At 50.8% G+C, this 14,481-nt stretch carries 14 protein-coding genes and 1 tRNA gene; 8 read left to right on the forward strand and 7 right to left on the reverse strand.

Annotation, left to right across the window (positions count from 1 at the left end):
• Window positions 1–29 precede the first annotated feature (29 nt).
• From FIT99_RS11695 to FIT99_RS11705, 3 genes are read left to right on the forward strand one after another with little or no spacing between them, the layout of a single operon-like run.
• Window positions 30–686: a protein-L-isoaspartate O-methyltransferase family protein gene (locus FIT99_RS11695; protein WP_140004441.1), complete on the forward strand. Its 657-nt coding sequence runs from the start codon at window positions 30–32 to the stop codon at window positions 684–686.
• A gap of 13 nt (window positions 687–699) precedes the next feature.
• Window positions 700–2,046 carry a TolC family outer membrane protein gene (locus FIT99_RS11700; RefSeq protein WP_140004442.1) on the forward strand — a complete coding sequence of 449 codons (1,347 nt, stop codon included), beginning with the start codon at window positions 700–702 and terminating at the stop codon, window positions 2,044–2,046.
• A gap of 18 nt (window positions 2,047–2,064) precedes the next feature.
• Complete coding sequence (locus tag FIT99_RS11705; protein ID WP_140004443.1) at window positions 2,065–2,619, forward strand: isochorismatase family protein; 555 nt, start codon at window positions 2,065–2,067, stop codon at window positions 2,617–2,619.
• A 105-nt stretch (window positions 2,620–2,724) separates the two neighbouring features.
• On the opposite strand, the gene FIT99_RS11710 is transcribed toward FIT99_RS11705, so the two are convergent.
• From FIT99_RS11710 to FIT99_RS11725, 4 genes are all read right to left on the reverse strand, one after another.
• Complete coding sequence (locus FIT99_RS11710; RefSeq protein WP_140004444.1) at window positions 2,725–4,770, reverse strand: TonB-dependent receptor; 2,046 nt, start codon at window positions 4,768–4,770, stop codon at window positions 2,725–2,727.
• A 159-nt stretch (window positions 4,771–4,929) separates the two neighbouring features.
• Window positions 4,930–7,050, reverse strand: a complete 2,121-nt coding sequence (pnp, locus tag FIT99_RS11715) for a polyribonucleotide nucleotidyltransferase (RefSeq protein ID WP_140004445.1) — start codon at window positions 7,048–7,050, stop codon at window positions 4,930–4,932.
• Window positions 7,051–7,344: 294 nt separating this feature from the next.
• Window positions 7,345–7,614 carry a 30S ribosomal protein S15 gene (gene rpsO / locus FIT99_RS11720; protein WP_140004446.1) on the reverse strand — a complete coding sequence of 90 codons (270 nt, stop codon included), beginning with the start codon at window positions 7,612–7,614 and terminating at the stop codon, window positions 7,345–7,347.
• Between the two features lie 167 nt (window positions 7,615–7,781).
• Entirely contained in the window at window positions 7,782–8,672 is an 891-nt protein-coding gene (locus FIT99_RS11725; RefSeq protein WP_140004447.1) for a PfkB family carbohydrate kinase, read from the reverse strand.
• 222 nt (window positions 8,673–8,894) lie between these two features.
• Here FIT99_RS11725 and FIT99_RS11730 point away from each other — a divergent pair.
• From FIT99_RS11730 to FIT99_RS11740, 3 genes are all read left to right on the forward strand, one after another.
• Window positions 8,895–8,970, forward strand: a tRNA-Phe gene (locus FIT99_RS11730).
• Between the two features lie 46 nt (window positions 8,971–9,016).
• Entirely contained in the window at window positions 9,017–9,334 is a 318-nt protein-coding gene (locus tag FIT99_RS11735) for a rhodanese-like domain-containing protein (protein ID WP_140004448.1), read from the forward strand.
• Window positions 9,335–9,354: 20 nt separating this feature from the next.
• A complete protein-coding gene (locus tag FIT99_RS11740) occupies window positions 9,355–9,588 on the forward strand; it encodes a sulfurtransferase TusA family protein (protein WP_140004449.1) in 234 nt (77 codons plus the stop codon).
• Window positions 9,589–9,778: 190 nt separating this feature from the next.
• On the opposite strand, the gene FIT99_RS11745 is transcribed toward FIT99_RS11740, so the two are convergent.
• Together FIT99_RS11745 and ilvA are read right to left on the reverse strand one after the other, a co-directional pair.
• Window positions 9,779–10,909 carry a YVTN family beta-propeller repeat protein gene (locus tag FIT99_RS11745; RefSeq protein ID WP_189524753.1) on the reverse strand — a complete coding sequence of 377 codons (1,131 nt, stop codon included), beginning with the start codon at window positions 10,907–10,909 and terminating at the stop codon, window positions 9,779–9,781.
• A gap of 141 nt (window positions 10,910–11,050) precedes the next feature.
• Window positions 11,051–12,562, reverse strand: coding sequence for a threonine ammonia-lyase, biosynthetic (gene ilvA, locus FIT99_RS11750; RefSeq protein WP_140004450.1), 1,512 nt, complete (start codon window positions 12,560–12,562; stop codon window positions 11,051–11,053).
• 95 nt (window positions 12,563–12,657) lie between these two features.
• Here ilvA and rpiA point away from each other — a divergent pair, with 95 nt between their 5' ends.
• Window positions 12,658–13,320, forward strand: coding sequence for a ribose-5-phosphate isomerase RpiA (gene rpiA / locus FIT99_RS11755; protein ID WP_140004768.1), 663 nt, complete (start codon window positions 12,658–12,660; stop codon window positions 13,318–13,320).
• Window positions 13,321–13,392: 72 nt separating this feature from the next.
• The gene (phoU, locus tag FIT99_RS11760) at window positions 13,393–14,097 is read left to right on the forward strand and encodes a phosphate signaling complex protein PhoU (RefSeq protein ID WP_140004451.1); all 705 of its coding nucleotides are present in this window, start codon (window positions 13,393–13,395) and stop codon (window positions 14,095–14,097) included.
• Between the two features lie 71 nt (window positions 14,098–14,168).
• Here phoU and FIT99_RS11765 read toward each other — a convergent pair whose 3' ends face one another.
• Window positions 14,169–14,441 (reverse strand): oxidative damage protection protein, encoded by a 273-nt coding sequence (locus tag FIT99_RS11765; protein WP_140004452.1) that lies wholly within the window; start codon window positions 14,439–14,441, stop codon window positions 14,169–14,171.
• Window positions 14,442–14,481: the final 40 nt, after the last annotated feature.

Genomic DNA, 14,481 nt, shown 5'->3' on the forward strand with positions numbered 1-14,481 from the left:
ACTTATCAACGCATATTGGGATTCAAGACATGACAGATCAGGCAACCGCACGTTTTAACATGATTGAGCAACAGATCCGCACCTGGGAGGTGTTGGACCCGCAAGTGCTCGCCACCCTAAACAATATGCCACGTGAAGACTTTGTCCCTGAGGCTTACCGTGGATTGGCGTTTGCTGATATTGAAATTCCGTTAGCAGAGGGACAACAAATGTTGAGCCCTAAAATTGAAGGCCGCTTTTTACAAGCCGTGCAGTTGCAACCCACCGACAAAGCCTTGCTGATTGGTGCCGGCAGTGGCTATCTGGCCGCTTTAATGGCGCAGCACTGTGCACAAGTCACCGCGCTCGAGATTTTCCCTGCATTGTGCGTGCAAGCAACCGCAGCGTTGGCCGCTCACGGCATTCAGAATGTACAAGTGATCGAAGCCGACGGCCACGATGGCTTTGCCTCACAATCGCCCTACGACGTCATTGTGTTTGCGGCATCCAGCCCGGTCGAGCCTGAAGGCGTGCGCTATCAACTGAGTATCGGTGGTCGAATGCTAATCGTACTGGGGCAGGCACCAGTCATGCAAGCCACCTTGATTCAACGTCTGGCTGAGCATAGCTATAAACAAGATGTGCTGTTTGAAACCAGCCTGGCAGAAATGCAATATGCACCGCAAGCGCAGGCATTTACATTTTAAGCGACACTTGCCCATGCTGAGATCGATCACCTCGCGTTGGGCTCTGCTGCTGAGTAGCCTTTGGCTCGCATCAGCAGCCATTGCAGCGCCGCAAAGCTTGCTCGATATTTATATGCAAGCAAAACAAAACGACCCGCAACTGGCGGCTGCGGGTCATGGCAATCTGGCGGCAGAAGAGCTGATTGAGCAAGCCAAGGCCGGTTATCGCCCCAGCCTTGCGCTAAATGCTAGCGCCAACGCGAACCACACCGACCTCAAATACAATACCAAAAATGTACCGTTGCCAGCTGGCGCCAATGCCTTTGAAGGTTATGCCGCGAGACTGGAGGCGCGCCAGCCTATTTATCGCAAAGAAAATCTGGAGCGCATTGATCTAAGCAAAGTGCAGGTCAGCATCGCGGATAAACAACTGCACCTCACGCAACAGCAACTCATGCTACGCACCACGCAAGCGTACTTTGAGGTTTTGCAGGCGCAGGATCGCTTGGCATTGCTCGGCGCTCAAAAACAAGCCATTCATGCGCAGTTGCAGCAAGCCAACGTCAGCTTTGATGCGGGCATTAGCACCATCACAGATGTGCGTGAAGCACAGGCCCGGTATGACCTGCTGCTCGCGCAGGAAATCGCCGCACAAAACGAGCAAGCCGTCGCAAATCATAGCCTGCAAGCCATTATTGGTAAGCAAGCAGACACGCTCGCACAAGTGCGCGAAGACCTGCAAATTCTGCCTGCGTTAAAGCCCATGCAAGACTGGCAAGATGTGACCGCGGCCAGCAACCTCACCCTGCAGATACAAGCAGCACAAGTTGAAATCAACGAACGCAATATTGCAATCGCACAGTCGGGGCATTATCCGACCTTAGATGCGGTGGCGAGCTACACAGATAGCCATTACAACGGCAGCCAAAACCGATTTGGCACGGATCTGCAAAATGCCGTTATCGGTGTCGAAGTCAGCCTGCCGCTCTACCAAGGCGGTGCGGTCGAGTCTCGGATCAGGCAAGCTGCCTACCAAAAACAACAAGCGCAGGATGAACTGGAAAATATTCGCCGCCAAACCACGCTGGAAACCCAGCGCGCCTATCTTGGCCTCAGCAGTAGCATGGCACAAATCAAGGCCTTCGAACAATCGCTGCAAAGTAGCCAGAGCCAGCTCGACGCCACCCAAACGGGTTACGAAGTCGGCATACGCACCAGCGTAGACCTACTCAATGCGAGGCAACAATACTACAGTGCCAAACGCGATTTATTACAGGCACGCTATACCTACTTAGTGAATATCATTCGCTTAAAAACTGCCAGCGGCATGATTAATGAAGCCGACTTGCAAGACATAGACCAACAACTGGTAAAAAAATAGTCCGGGGAAACGCCCACCATGAAACAGCGCACCGCCACCACCGACGCTTTATGGATGCTCATTGATGTGCAAAGTCGCTTGTGTTCTGCCATGCCAGAAGCCAACATGGCCGCCGTCATCGCCAATATCCAGCGCCTCATTCAAGGCGCAAAACTACTCGAAATCCCGCTCTGGGTCACCGAACAATACCCAGAAAAACTAGGTGAGACCTTGCCTGCACTGCAAACCTTGTTGCCCGTCTACACACCTCGCATCAGCAAACTGGCCTTTTCAGCCTGGCACGAACCCGCCCTGCAAGAGTCCTCTGTCAGCGTCGCCCCGCAAGTGGTGCTGTTTGGCCTCGAAACCCATATCTGCGTCCTGCAAACCGCCCTCGATGCGCTGACTGAAGGCAAACAGGTGTTTGTGGTGGAAGACGCCGTGATTTCACGCAATCCGGCTAATCGCAGCAACGCCATTGAAAGAATGCGTGATGCGGGCTGCATTATTACCAATACAGAATCTATACTGTTTGAGCCTATGCAAGGCGCGACGCACCCGCAGTTTAAGGCGATTTCGGGGCTAATTCGTTAGTGCCCGACAGCGTATTCTTCAATAACGCTTTGATAATCGGACATTGTATAAATGGCTTTCAAGCCGAAGTTTCTACCCAGTCGACTTCATGGTTAATCCAGTACGCTAAAACTGATAGGTGAGTGTAAGGCGTGCGGCTCTGGGCTCTACGGGGTGAAAGTGGATATCGTTTACGGGTGCAGCTTCTCCGCGCTGTTGTGATTCGTAGTAATAGTCGATATCGCTGGCTTTGCGGTCAAACAGGTTAAATACATCTAGGGTGAGCGTGGTGCGTGGGTTGTAGCGATAGCCAACGCGCGCGTAGGTGAGGAAGGTGGCGTTTGAGCGCACTGAATTATCTTCAATGAGCGGCCTAGGCCCAAAGTAGCGTAACTGCACACTGCCAAACCAATTACCCCAGTGGGTGACTGTGGCGCCAAGTGAGGCCACTTTATTGATAGCGCCGGGGATATATTGTCCAGCAAGGTCTCTTTGCGTGAAGCGTGCTTTTGAGAGTGCGAGATCCATGTCCAGCAGCAGCCAGTCATTCACCACATAATGGTTATTCCACTCCAACCCATAGCGTCTACTCGCCCGGCTGGGTTGAGTCTCTCCGGCGTCGCCGACAAAGACCAGTTCAGAATCAATATCCAATTGCCAAAGCGCAAGCGAGCTTTGCAGCCCGGGAATCCATTCACTGCGGATGCCAACTTCACTGCCCCTGGTACTCACCAACGGCGTCACTGGCGTGGCTGCGCCACCACCGGGCAACACGGTTTGCGTCGTGCCACGGGCATCGTTACTGTGAAACCCTTTGCCGAGATTGTAGAAAAACTCGGTATTAGCCCATGGCCCAAAAATAACAGAGAGTTTAGGCGAGGTGATGCCATCACGCGTGTTGCCAGAGTTACCGTTGAGACTGCTTTTGACGTCAAACTGATATCGATCATGGCGCAAGCCAGCGACGGTACGTAATTTGTCATGCCACCAGACGGTATTCTCGACGAATAACCCTGCGCTGCTTTCTTCGACCTTGTCGGATCGGATGAGGAGTAAGCGCTGCTTTTGCGCAGTGTTGTATAGCGCAACGGGGGAGAGTTGGTCATAGCGCGTTTGAACGCCCAGCCTGTTTTCCATCGGCAACCCCGCCAATTCGCCCAGCCAAGATTTACTGAGATTCACGCCGAGCATGGTGCGCTTTTCGCGCTGGTTAAACTGGTCACCATTGACTGGGTCGTTGAGGAAGTAAGTAAAGTTGCTATAGAGGTCTAATTCGGAACGCACGGCGCAAGCGCTCATTTGCCAGCCACCTTGCGGATCACGATGCTGTTTGTTAAATGACAGGCTGTAGCGTGATGCATCACCGCCATCGCTTGGGTCTATGGCATCAAAGCGGCCGATTTGCCCGGAACGGACGGCGCGTAGCGGAACCTGGTCGGTACTGTTCCAGCGATTTTTATAGGCCATCATGGTAAAGGTGGTGCTATCGTGTGCATCGCTTTCACTATAGCGCAACAGGCCGTTATATTTCCTCACGCCTTCGGCCACCTGCCACGGCCCATCATAATGGTTCACGTCCAAGGCATAGAGTACATGGCCGTCTGCCACAGCTACTGAGTTTGCCAGCAACATACGCTGATAATCGTAACTGCCCATGGTCAGGCTGGCGAGGCCTTGTGGCAACTGGTTGAGTAAATGCAAGCGCGCAGCGCCGGCAGAAGAAAAGTCCCCGTCTTCTGCTGAATAGGGGCCTTTTTTATAGTGGATATGGCTCACCAGCTCAGGAATCAGAAAATTCAAATCGGTGTAGCCCTGGCCATGGGCATGGGTGCGCATATTCACCGGCATGCCATCCACATAAGTGGCAAAGTCTGTGCCGTGATCAAGGTTAAAGCCGCGCAGATAAAATTGGTTTGCCTTGCCGCTGCCGCTATGCTGCGTGACGATCATGCCGGGCACAAACTCTAAAATTTCACCGACACGTGCAATCGGCCGATGTTTGATCAGGCTGGCGTTCACTTTGCCTTCGCTGGCGGCCTCAGATGATCCAACTGCATTGTCGTAATGCGCACGGGCCGTCACCGTGTCTAACGCTAGTTCATCGCTGGCCAGACCTGACGTGCTCGCAAATAATGCAGCCATCGCCACTGCAATATTTAAATGGTTGGTCATTACTTTCGTATCCCTATACCTATGTTTTTTTGTCGTGATTCATGCAAGCGCATTATCAGGTAAGCAATCCCGGCAAACCATACGCATATTGACGCAAACATAAACAGCTTGAAAACGCAAAAAAGCCCGCTTGCGCGGGCTTTTTTACTCCCTGTTAGCTTATTCAGCCGCTGGGGTTTCTTCTCTTGCTGGCGGATCAATCAGGGCTTTCATGCTCAAACGCACTTTACCTTTGTCATCCAACTCCACGACTTTCACTTTCACAATGTCACCCTCTTTGAGGTAATCACTGACCGCTTTCACGCGCTCGTGAGCGATTTGTGAAATGTGTACCAAGCCATCTTTACCCGGCATCAAGGTCACTACCGCACCAAAGTCGAGGATTTTAACAACAGGACCTTCGTAAATCTGGCCCACTTCAACCTCGGCTGTGATTTGTGCAATACGACGTTGTGCTTCAGCGCCTTCGTCAGCATTGGTACACGCAATTTTCACAGTACCGTCATCTTCAATGTCGATGCTGGTATTGGTCTCTTTGGTCAGTGCTTGAATGACCGCGCCGCCTTTACCAATCACGTCACGGATCTTGTCCGGATTGATCTTCATGCTAATGATGCGTGGTGCAAATTGTGACATTTCAGCATTCACGCCAGACACGGCTTGTTTCATCAGGCCTAAAATGTGTGCGCGGCCTTCTTTGGCTTGCGCCAGCGCTACTTGCATAATCTGCGCAGTAATGCCGGTGATTTTGATGTCCATTTGCAGCGCAGTCACACCTTTGTCGGTACCCGCCACTTTAAAGTCCATGTCACCCAGGTGATCTTCATCGCCCAGAATGTCAGTCAACACAGCAACGCGGTTTCCTTCTTTGATCAGGCCCATAGCAACACCAGCCACGTGCGCAGTCAATGGCACACCTGCGTCAAGCAAGGATAAGCAGCCACCACAGACAGACGCCATCGAGCTTGAACCATTGGATTCGGTAATCTCGGACACCACACGCATGGTGTAGTCAAAGTCTTCTTTTTTAGGTAATACGGCTTTTAAAGCGCGTTTTGCCAGATTGCCGTGACCGATTTCACGACGCTTAGGTGTACCGACACGACCGGTCTCACCAGTGGCATAAGGAGGCATGTTGTAATGCAACATAAAGCGGTCTGTGTATTCGCCAGACAAGGCATCAATGATTTGCTCATCACGGCCAGTGCCCAAAGTAGCAACCACCAAAGCTTGCGTTTCACCGCGGGTGAACAAAGCAGAGCCGTGTGCGCGTGGCAACACACCAGAACGGATGGTGATTGGTCGCACTGTGCGCGTATCACGGCCATCAATCCGGGGCTCGCCGTTCAGAATCTGGCTACGCACGGTTTTGGCTTCTAGTTTAAAGAACTCATCTTTGGTTTTGTTGGCTTCTAGCGTCGATGTTTCTTCGGTGATCAGCGTGCTCATCACGCGAGACTTGATCTCGTCCAGCTTGGCAGAACGCTCACCTTTGGATTTAATTTTAAAAGCAGCGTTAATGTCGTCAGCGGCAATCGCAGCCACTTTTTCGATCAGTGCGGTATCTGGCTCTGGCGGTGTCCAGTCCCAAGCGTCTTTACCGGCTTCTGCTGCCATCTCATTAATGGCCTTGATGACGGGTTGCATTTGCTCATGGCCAAATACCACGGCGCCCAACATCACCTCTTCAGACAACTCTTTGGCTTCAGATTCAACCATCATGACTGCAGATTCTGTCGCACCAACGACCAGATCCAGCGCAGATTCTTTCAGCAATGAAACATCCGGGTTTAATACATATTCACCATTGATGTAACCCACTCTTGCGGCACCCAATGGGCCGTAAAATGGAATACCTGACAATGCCAGCGCAGCAGATGCACCAATCACGGCGGGGATATCGGAATCAATTTCCGGATCTAGCGATAGCACGGTAGCCACCACTTGCACTTCGTTGTAAAACGCATCCGGGAACAGTGGGCGCAACGGGCGATCGATCAAACGCGCCGTCAAGGTTTCTTTTTCGCTAGGACGGCCTTCACGCTTGAAGAAACCGCCTGGAATGCGGCCAGCCGCATAAGTCTTTTCTTGGTAATCCACGGTTAATGGAAAGAAGTCCTGGCCCTCTTTCACTTCACGCTTGGCAGTCACAGCTACCAACACCACGGTATCCCCGTAGCTCACCACCACTGCCGCATCAGATTGACGTGCAATTTCACCTGTTTCCAATGTCAGGGTATGCGCACCAAACGGGATGCTTCTTTTCGTAATTTCAAACATATTTTTCCTTTTCTCTACCATGGCTATTCACTACCTAATAGCCAATCTCAATAATGAAAACACGGTCTTCAATCGCTGTCATTCAGCGAGATCTCGCTCAATTAGCAACTAGCGCGTGTTTCCCGATGTGTGGTGACTTCCATCAACACGCTGCAGTATTCACTACTAGCAACGCACTCACAGAAGCCACCCCATTTTGGTGATTTTTAAAGCAAAAAAGCCGAGGCAATCACCATGCCATCGGCTTTTATTTCGTTAAAAGTGAACAGTGTTAAGTGTCACACTTTAACCAAATTATTTACGCAAGTTCAAGCGCTCGATCAGCGTTTGATAGCGGCTCACATCTTTACCTTTGAGGTAGTCAAGCAAGCTACGACGCTGACTGACCAATGCCAACAGACCGCGACGTGAGTGGTTGTCTTTTTTGTTGGATTTGAAATGCTCTGTCAAGTAAGCGATGCGGTTAGTCAACAAAGCCACTTGCACTTCTGGGCTAGCCGTATCATTCGGTGTGCGTTGATATTCTTTAATGATTTTTGCGGATTGTTCTGCGGTAACAGCCATCTTTTTTCCTTTGAGTTAGCGTCAATGTCGCGGCAGCCAAGCAACCCATTTGCCCTACCACACCGACATTCAATTTACACGAACCGCGCATTATAGCGACAAGCCCCTGCCTTGCATAGCCTTTTGCACCAATAAGCGTCTGTTTTTATGAATTAATTTAGGCTGGCCTATAAAAAATCATCATAAAAATCCGTCTGCGCAGGCACCGCCCCGCGAACGCCGCAAATAGATGCGGCAAACCAAGCAGCGCGCGTTAACATCGTTTGCCTAGACCAACCCGCCAGCAATCCACGGATGACGACGGCCGTGTAAGCATCCCCGGCCCCGACGCTATCCACAAACGGTGCTTGCAGCGACATGGGGGGCGCCCGAAAGCCATTACCGTAGGCGTCGATCCAAAAACTGCCCTGCTCGCCGCAGGTGACAAACATTTCACTCAATCCAAACGCCATCAGCAAGTGACGCGCAGATTCATTGATGTCCGGCGACACGGGCAAGCCCAATAACGCACATACTTGCGGCAGTTCTTCATGATTAATTTTAAGAATATCGGCCGCATGTAACACCAGGCGCAAACTGTCAGCGTCATACCATGGCGCCCGCAAATTGATGTCGCAAAATACAGTGGCGGTGGTCATCTTCAACCACTGCTCAGCCAAAGATTGCATCGGCGCATGTCGCAATGCCAACGAGCCGATATAGACCAATCGCGGCGCAGACTGCTGCGTCAGCGCCTCCACCGGCGGCCACTGCAACGCGTCATAGGCTTGCTGGTCAAGAATCTCAAACCGATGGCCTTTGTCCTCAAAATGCACCATCACTTGTCCAGTCGGCAAATGCGCCACCTGCTGAATTCCTGCCGTCGACAAACCGCTCGCCTGCATTTCATCCACAATCCGCGTGCCTAGCGCATCTTCACCCACCGCCGACAGCAAATGGACCTCTAAGCCAAACGCATGACAGTGCCTAGCGACATTATACGGCGCACCCCCGATGATGGTTTTCTCAGGAAACACATCCCCAAGCACTTCGCCTAAAATCATGATGGCATCCGACATCCGCTGCATCCTTTCTCCGCGTTTTACGACTGTTATTGATTATCTTATCTTAGTGACTCGCATTAAAACAGATTGTTTCAACCCAGCAACGAGCGCATCGTTTATCTGCATAGAATGGCGCACAAGACGCAAACTTGGATTTTTTTTATCTTTTGTGTGCATTTTTGGCGTTCTTTGCTATAATGCGCGTCTTGCGATTCGGGACATGCCCAAATTGCTGTTGGCCAGATAGCTCAGTCGGTAGAGCAGAGGATTGAAAATCCTCGTGTCGGCAGTTCGATTCTGCCTCTGGCCACCACTTCCTTACCTGCCTCTCGGCGCACTTCTTTTTTCTGGGTTTGTTGATGTCATTAAAACACTTAACACCGGACGAACTACACTCACAACTGAATGACCCTGCATTGTTGCTGGTGGATATCCGCAACGATCATGAATTGGTATCAGGCATTTTACCTGGCGCCATTCACGTGCCGTTGGGCCAACTGACTGCAGTGTTTGACCAATTCCCCCCACACAAGAAAATTGTGTTTTATTGCCGTAGTGGCGTACGCTCAATCTCCGCGGGCGAATTTGCCTTAGCACAGGGCAGTGCAGATGTTTCACATCTGGCTGGGGGAATATTAGCTTGGGCCGGCGCCGGCCTGCCCATTCAAGCCGCTTGATCTCAACGCTGGGAACGCTTATGTCATTTGATAAAGAAGTTGACGCCCGAAATCTAAACTGCCCTTTACCCATTTTACGCTGTAAAAAAGCACTGAATGAGTTAGCGGCTGAACAGGTTCTGAAAATTATGGCGACCGACCCCGGCTCAAAAAAAGATTTTGATGCCTTTTGTCGTCAAACGGGTCACAGCCTGTTAGAGATGCAAGAAACTGAAGGTGTATTCACTTTCTGGATCCGCAAGCGCAGCCAATAACCGCCCCACCACCCAATCACTTCCCGACACCTTAATCTGCGCAAAAAAAGGCTTCCGAAGTAGCCGTGTGAGATCACTGCGTGAACCAACTGGCATGCGTGCAAAACTCAAATCAAACGCCACACCGTGTTCGAGATGAATAAAAAACCCGCCAGATGCTGCCTGGCGGGTTTGTTGTGCCGTTAAAGAATTACTTAGCGCGCTCTAAGCTCCCCATTGCTTTCGGGAAAGTCACCACACCCCAAGGCATGTTTTTGACCTCTACCTGTTTCGTCACTTCGAGTTTATCTGCGTCAATCACAAACACTGCGTCGGACTTACCACATGCCAACAAAATATTTTTGTTATCTGGGGTAAAGCTGAAATGCCAGCAACGATTGCCAGTCGGCACTTCTTTCAGCTTTTCAAACGTCTTGGCATCAAACACTTGCAGCAGTTTAGCTTTATTGGTTGCGACAAAAATGCGCTCGCCTTTGCTGTCATACGCGATTCCGTAAGGGGTTTCTGCCGTATCTACCGTGCGTACCACATTAAAGTCTTTATCCATCACCATAAATTTGTTACCAAACTCTAGCGTTGCTAAGTAGGTATTGCCATCCGGGGATACTTTAATACCGCGAGGACGATCGCCATATTCATGCGTGGCAATGGTTTTTACTAACGCGCCGGTCTCTATGTTGTGCACAGTGACGGTGTTATCGGCCTCATTGGTAATCACCAGTTGTGTACCGTCCGCAGAAAACTCCAGCCCTTCGGTTTCTGGGCCACCGGTGATTTCGCGGATTTTCTCGCCTTTAGTCAAATCGACAACCGCAATTTTGGCTGGGATTTTTTCATCGTCATCGTCATCCTCCTCTTCGTGCTTTTCACCCGGTTTAGGCGGCGGACCGGCTTTGGCGCTCGGCTCAGACGAAACAAAAGCAAAGTTGCCGTTGATGCGCACAAACTCAGGATTTTTACCAACCTCGATTTGTTTAACGACTTCACCGGTGGCGGTGTCGATCACTGAGATACTGCCGTTTTCACGGGTTGCTACCACTAGTTGCTTACCATCATCGCTGACAGCCAAGCCTCGCGGCCCTTGTGCCTTGACGTCGATTTGCTTGGTCACTTCCATCGTCGCCAAATCAATCACGTTTACCCCTGCATCTTGCGTGGACACATAAGCAACTGCGCCGCCAGCAGCACTTTCGCTGACCGGGGCAAGCGCCTCGGTGGCTGGTTCTTCTTGTTTATTACAGGCAGTCACACTCGCCACCAATGCCAGCAGTAACAAGCTTGTGCGCGTACGACGCGCGAACGATGATTTCAACATTTGCATTTATCTCCTGATTTTTTTATTAAAGCTTACGATCCCAGCAAGAATCATTCTCGCTGGCAAATCGTTGCCCAGATTGACTTTGCACCCCACCGCAGTGAATATCGGCTCAAAGAAACCACCAACCTGGCTACATACAACCAACTACCCTAAAAACAATTGATAAGCCGGATTTTGACTTTCATCCCAGTAGGGATAGCCCAGCTGCTGCAGAAACCGCGCAAACGCAGCCTTATCTTCTGGCGGCACTTGCATGCCCACTAGCACACGCCCAAAATCGGCGCCATGGTTACGATAATGAAACAGACTGATGTTCCAATTGTGACCCATAGACTCGAGAAAGTTCATTAACGCGCCCGGCTTCTCCGGAAACTCAAAGCGATACACCACCTCATTTTGCGCCAATGGCGCATGGCCGCCGACCAGATGACGCAAATGTAATTTAGCCATTTCATTATCGCTCAGATTTAATGTTGGCAACCCTGCTGCTGCCAGCGTGCCTGCAATCTCAGCGGCTTCTGCCGGGTTTTGCACAGCAAGGCCAACAAAAATATGCGCCTGCTTCACCTCTGCATAACGATAATTAAACTCAGTGATGTTGCGACTGCCCAACTGGCGACAAAACGCTTTGAAAGCGCCGGGCGTTTCAGGAATCGTCACGGCAAATACAGCCTCACGGTGCTCGCCTAATTCTGCACGTTCAGCAATAAACCTTAAGCGGTCAAAATTCATATTAGCGCCTGAGGCAATCGCAATCAGGGTTTTGCCTTGCACCGGGTGCGTTTCACTGTAGACCTTTAAACCTGCCAATGCCAACGCGCCGGCAGGTTCTAGAATGCTGCGCGTATCCTCGAAGCCATCTTTGATGGCTGCACATATCTCATCGTTGTCGACCACAATCATTTCATCGACAAATTGCTGCGCCAGCGCAAAAGTATGTTCGCCGACCTGCTTCACCGCGGCCCCATCTGCGAACAATCCAACCTGCTCAAGCAAAACTCGATGGCCTTGCTTAAGGGATTCAGTCATGGCCTCTGCATCTTGGGCTTCAACGCCAATCACCTTGATCTCCGGACGGACCGCTTTGATGTATGCCGCAATCCCTGCCAACAAGCCACCACCACCAACACAGCAAAAAATCGCCTCGATCGGTTCAGGATGGTCTTGCAGGATTTCTAAGGCAATGGTGCCCTGACCAGCAATCACATCGGGATCATCATAAGGGTGTACAAAGGTCAGACCCTCGGTTTTTTCGATGGTTAGCGCATGCGCATAAGCATCTGAATAGCTGTCGCCAAACAACACGACCTCTGCACCGCGGGTACGCACCGCATTCACCTTGATCGCCGGGGTGGTCGTCGGCATGACGATCACGGCACGGCAACCTAATTTTTGAGCACTGAGTGCAACGCCTTGGGCATGGTTACCAGCGCTCGCGCAAATTACCCCCCGCGCCAGCGCATCCGGCGCTAAATTTGCCATTTTGTTGTAGGCGCCACGCAACTTAAATGAAAATACTGGCTGCATGTCCTCACGCTTTAATAACACGTGGTTTTTGATACGCGCGGATAGGTTGGGCAGCGCGTCCAGCGGCGTGTGTCGGGCGACGGCATACACTTGAGAATGTTCGATTTTTTCGCGGTAATTGATGGTCATGAAGGGCGTTAAGATTTTAAAACCGCAGGGTTGCAGTGTATGATAGAGAATTGTTTGTATTATAAAGAATTAATCAAGGATTGAAGCACATGGCAATGGATAAAGCACAACAAGATGCACTGAAACTCGAAGTCGCAAAAGCCGCAGTCACTTATGTAAAAGATGGCATTATTGGCGTTGGCACTGGCTCGACCGCTAACTTTTTTATTGACGAACTTGCCAAAGTTAAACACAAAATTACGGGCGCTGTCGCCAGCTCAGAAGCCACTGCGCAACGTTTGCGCAACCATGGCATCGAAGTGTTTGATTTAAACAGCGTAGATAGCCTAGATATTTATGTAGACGGCGCTGATGAGATCACCGAACACATGCATATGCTTAAAGGCGGCGGCGGCGCGTTGACCCGTGAAAAAATCGTGGCGGCCGTGGCTAAATCATTTATCTGCATCTGTGACGAAAGCAAATTTGTGCCCGTATTAGGCAAGTTTCCATTGCCGGTAGAAGTGTTACCCATGGCACGCAGCCACGTTGCGCGTGAACTGATGAAGTTAGGCGGTCAACCACAGTTACGCGACTTCACCACCGACAATGGCAATTTGATTCTGGACGTACACGGTTTGACCATCAGTGACCCCATCGCACTTGAAACCAAAATCAACCAAATCGTTGGCGTAGTCACCAATGGTCTGTTTGCAGTGCGCCCGGCGAACGTCTTGTTGTTGGCGACACCCAACGGCGTCAAAACATTGACGAAGTAATTGCCAAATCATCATGAACTTGTCATATTGCGCTGGTAACCTGCACCGGCACAATTATTAGGAAAATTCGTCATGCAATTTGAACATACCTCTAAACAATACGATGTTGAACTGGAATCGGTACGCGCCAAGGTTCTGGAAATGGGGGGGCTGGTTGAGCAGCAGATTGTCAATGCGCTAGAGGCACTGACCAGCGCTGACGTCAACTTGGCAAAAGATGTCATGGAGCGTGACACCCGCGTGAATGCGCTGGAAGTGCAAGTCGATGAGGATTGCAGCCATATTATTGCCCGTCGGCAACCTGCGGCGCGCGATTTACGCATGATCATGATGATGGTCAAAACCATCACCGACCTAGAGCGGATTGGCGATGAGGCGACTAAAATTGCCCGCACTGCGCAGCGTATCTATGAACAAGACCGCATGTACAAACCGCGTTTTAATGAGATCAAAAGCATGGTGGCGATTGTGCGTGAAATGCTACGCACTTCACTCGATTCGTTTGCACGCCTCGATGTCAGTCAAACGGTCGAAGTCGCTAAACAAGACGAGCAAGTGGATGAGCAATTCCGCGCAGCCATGCGTCAGCTGATTACCTTTATGCTAGAAGACCCACGCACCATCTCCATGTCATTAGAGGTGCTGTTTGTGGCCAAGGCGGTGGAACGCATTGGTGACCACGCCAAAAATATTTCTGAGTATGTCGTCTACATGGTCAAAGGCAAAGATGTGCGCCACACCAGCCTCGAAGACATCGAGCGTGAAACGCAATCTTAAACTGCAGCAGCAAATAAAAAAGCACTCTCAGGAGTGCTTTTTTAATCGCGAAATACAAACGCTACAACAGCTTACGCACTCGGCGGCACGTAACCACTGGCCACATCTGCACCATCGCCAAAAAAGTATTTTTCAGTTTGTTCAGACAAATATTTTCTCGCGCTTGGGTCTGCCAGACTCAGGCGGTTTTCGTTTACCAGCATGGTTTGCTGCTTTAACCAGCCCGCCCAGGCCTCTTTAGACACTTGCATAAAAATTTTTTTGCCCAACTCACCGGGATAAGGCGGAAAATCCATGCCCTCGAGTTCTTTGCCCAGTTTCACACATTGCACCATTCTTGCCATGTTCGATCCTCACTATACTGCTAAAAACGTTATGATAGCG

It is taken from the genome of Methylophilus medardicus (assembly GCF_006363955.1).
In the GTDB taxonomy this organism is placed as follows: Bacteria; Pseudomonadota; Gammaproteobacteria; order Burkholderiales; family Methylophilaceae; genus Methylophilus; species Methylophilus medardensis.

Excerpts from the sequence above, each read along its gene's own strand:
- rpiA (WP_140004768.1), top strand. The coding sequence starts at position 12,658 with ATGGATAAAGCACAACAAGATGCACTGAAACTCGAAGTCGCAAAAGCC.
- rpsO (WP_140004446.1), bottom strand. The coding sequence starts at position 7,614 with ATGGCTGTTACCGCAGAACAATCCGCAAAAATCATTAAAGAATATCAA.
- ilvA (WP_140004450.1), bottom strand. The coding sequence starts at position 12,562 with ATGACCATCAATTACCGCGAAAAAATCGAACATTCTCAAGTGTATGCC.
- pnp (WP_140004445.1), bottom strand. The coding sequence starts at position 7,050 with ATGTTTGAAATTACGAAAAGAAGCATCCCGTTTGGTGCGCATACCCTG.
- phoU (WP_140004451.1), top strand. The coding sequence starts at position 13,393 with ATGCAATTTGAACATACCTCTAAACAATACGATGTTGAACTGGAATCG.
- FIT99_RS11745 (WP_189524753.1), bottom strand. The coding sequence starts at position 10,909 with ATGCAAATGTTGAAATCATCGTTCGCGCGTCGTACGCGCACAAGCTTG.
- FIT99_RS11710 (WP_140004444.1), bottom strand. The coding sequence starts at position 4,770 with ATGACCAACCATTTAAATATTGCAGTGGCGATGGCTGCATTATTTGCG.
- FIT99_RS11700 (WP_140004442.1), top strand. The coding sequence starts at position 700 with ATGCTGAGATCGATCACCTCGCGTTGGGCTCTGCTGCTGAGTAGCCTT.
- FIT99_RS11695 (WP_140004441.1), top strand. The coding sequence starts at position 30 with ATGACAGATCAGGCAACCGCACGTTTTAACATGATTGAGCAACAGATC.
- FIT99_RS11740 (WP_140004449.1), top strand. The coding sequence starts at position 9,355 with ATGTCATTTGATAAAGAAGTTGACGCCCGAAATCTAAACTGCCCTTTA.
- FIT99_RS11705 (WP_140004443.1), top strand. The coding sequence starts at position 2,065 with ATGAAACAGCGCACCGCCACCACCGACGCTTTATGGATGCTCATTGAT.
- FIT99_RS11735 (WP_140004448.1), top strand. The coding sequence starts at position 9,017 with ATGTCATTAAAACACTTAACACCGGACGAACTACACTCACAACTGAAT.
- FIT99_RS11725 (WP_140004447.1), bottom strand. The coding sequence starts at position 8,672 with ATGTCGGATGCCATCATGATTTTAGGCGAAGTGCTTGGGGATGTGTTT.
- FIT99_RS11765 (WP_140004452.1), bottom strand. The coding sequence starts at position 14,441 with ATGGCAAGAATGGTGCAATGTGTGAAACTGGGCAAAGAACTCGAGGGC.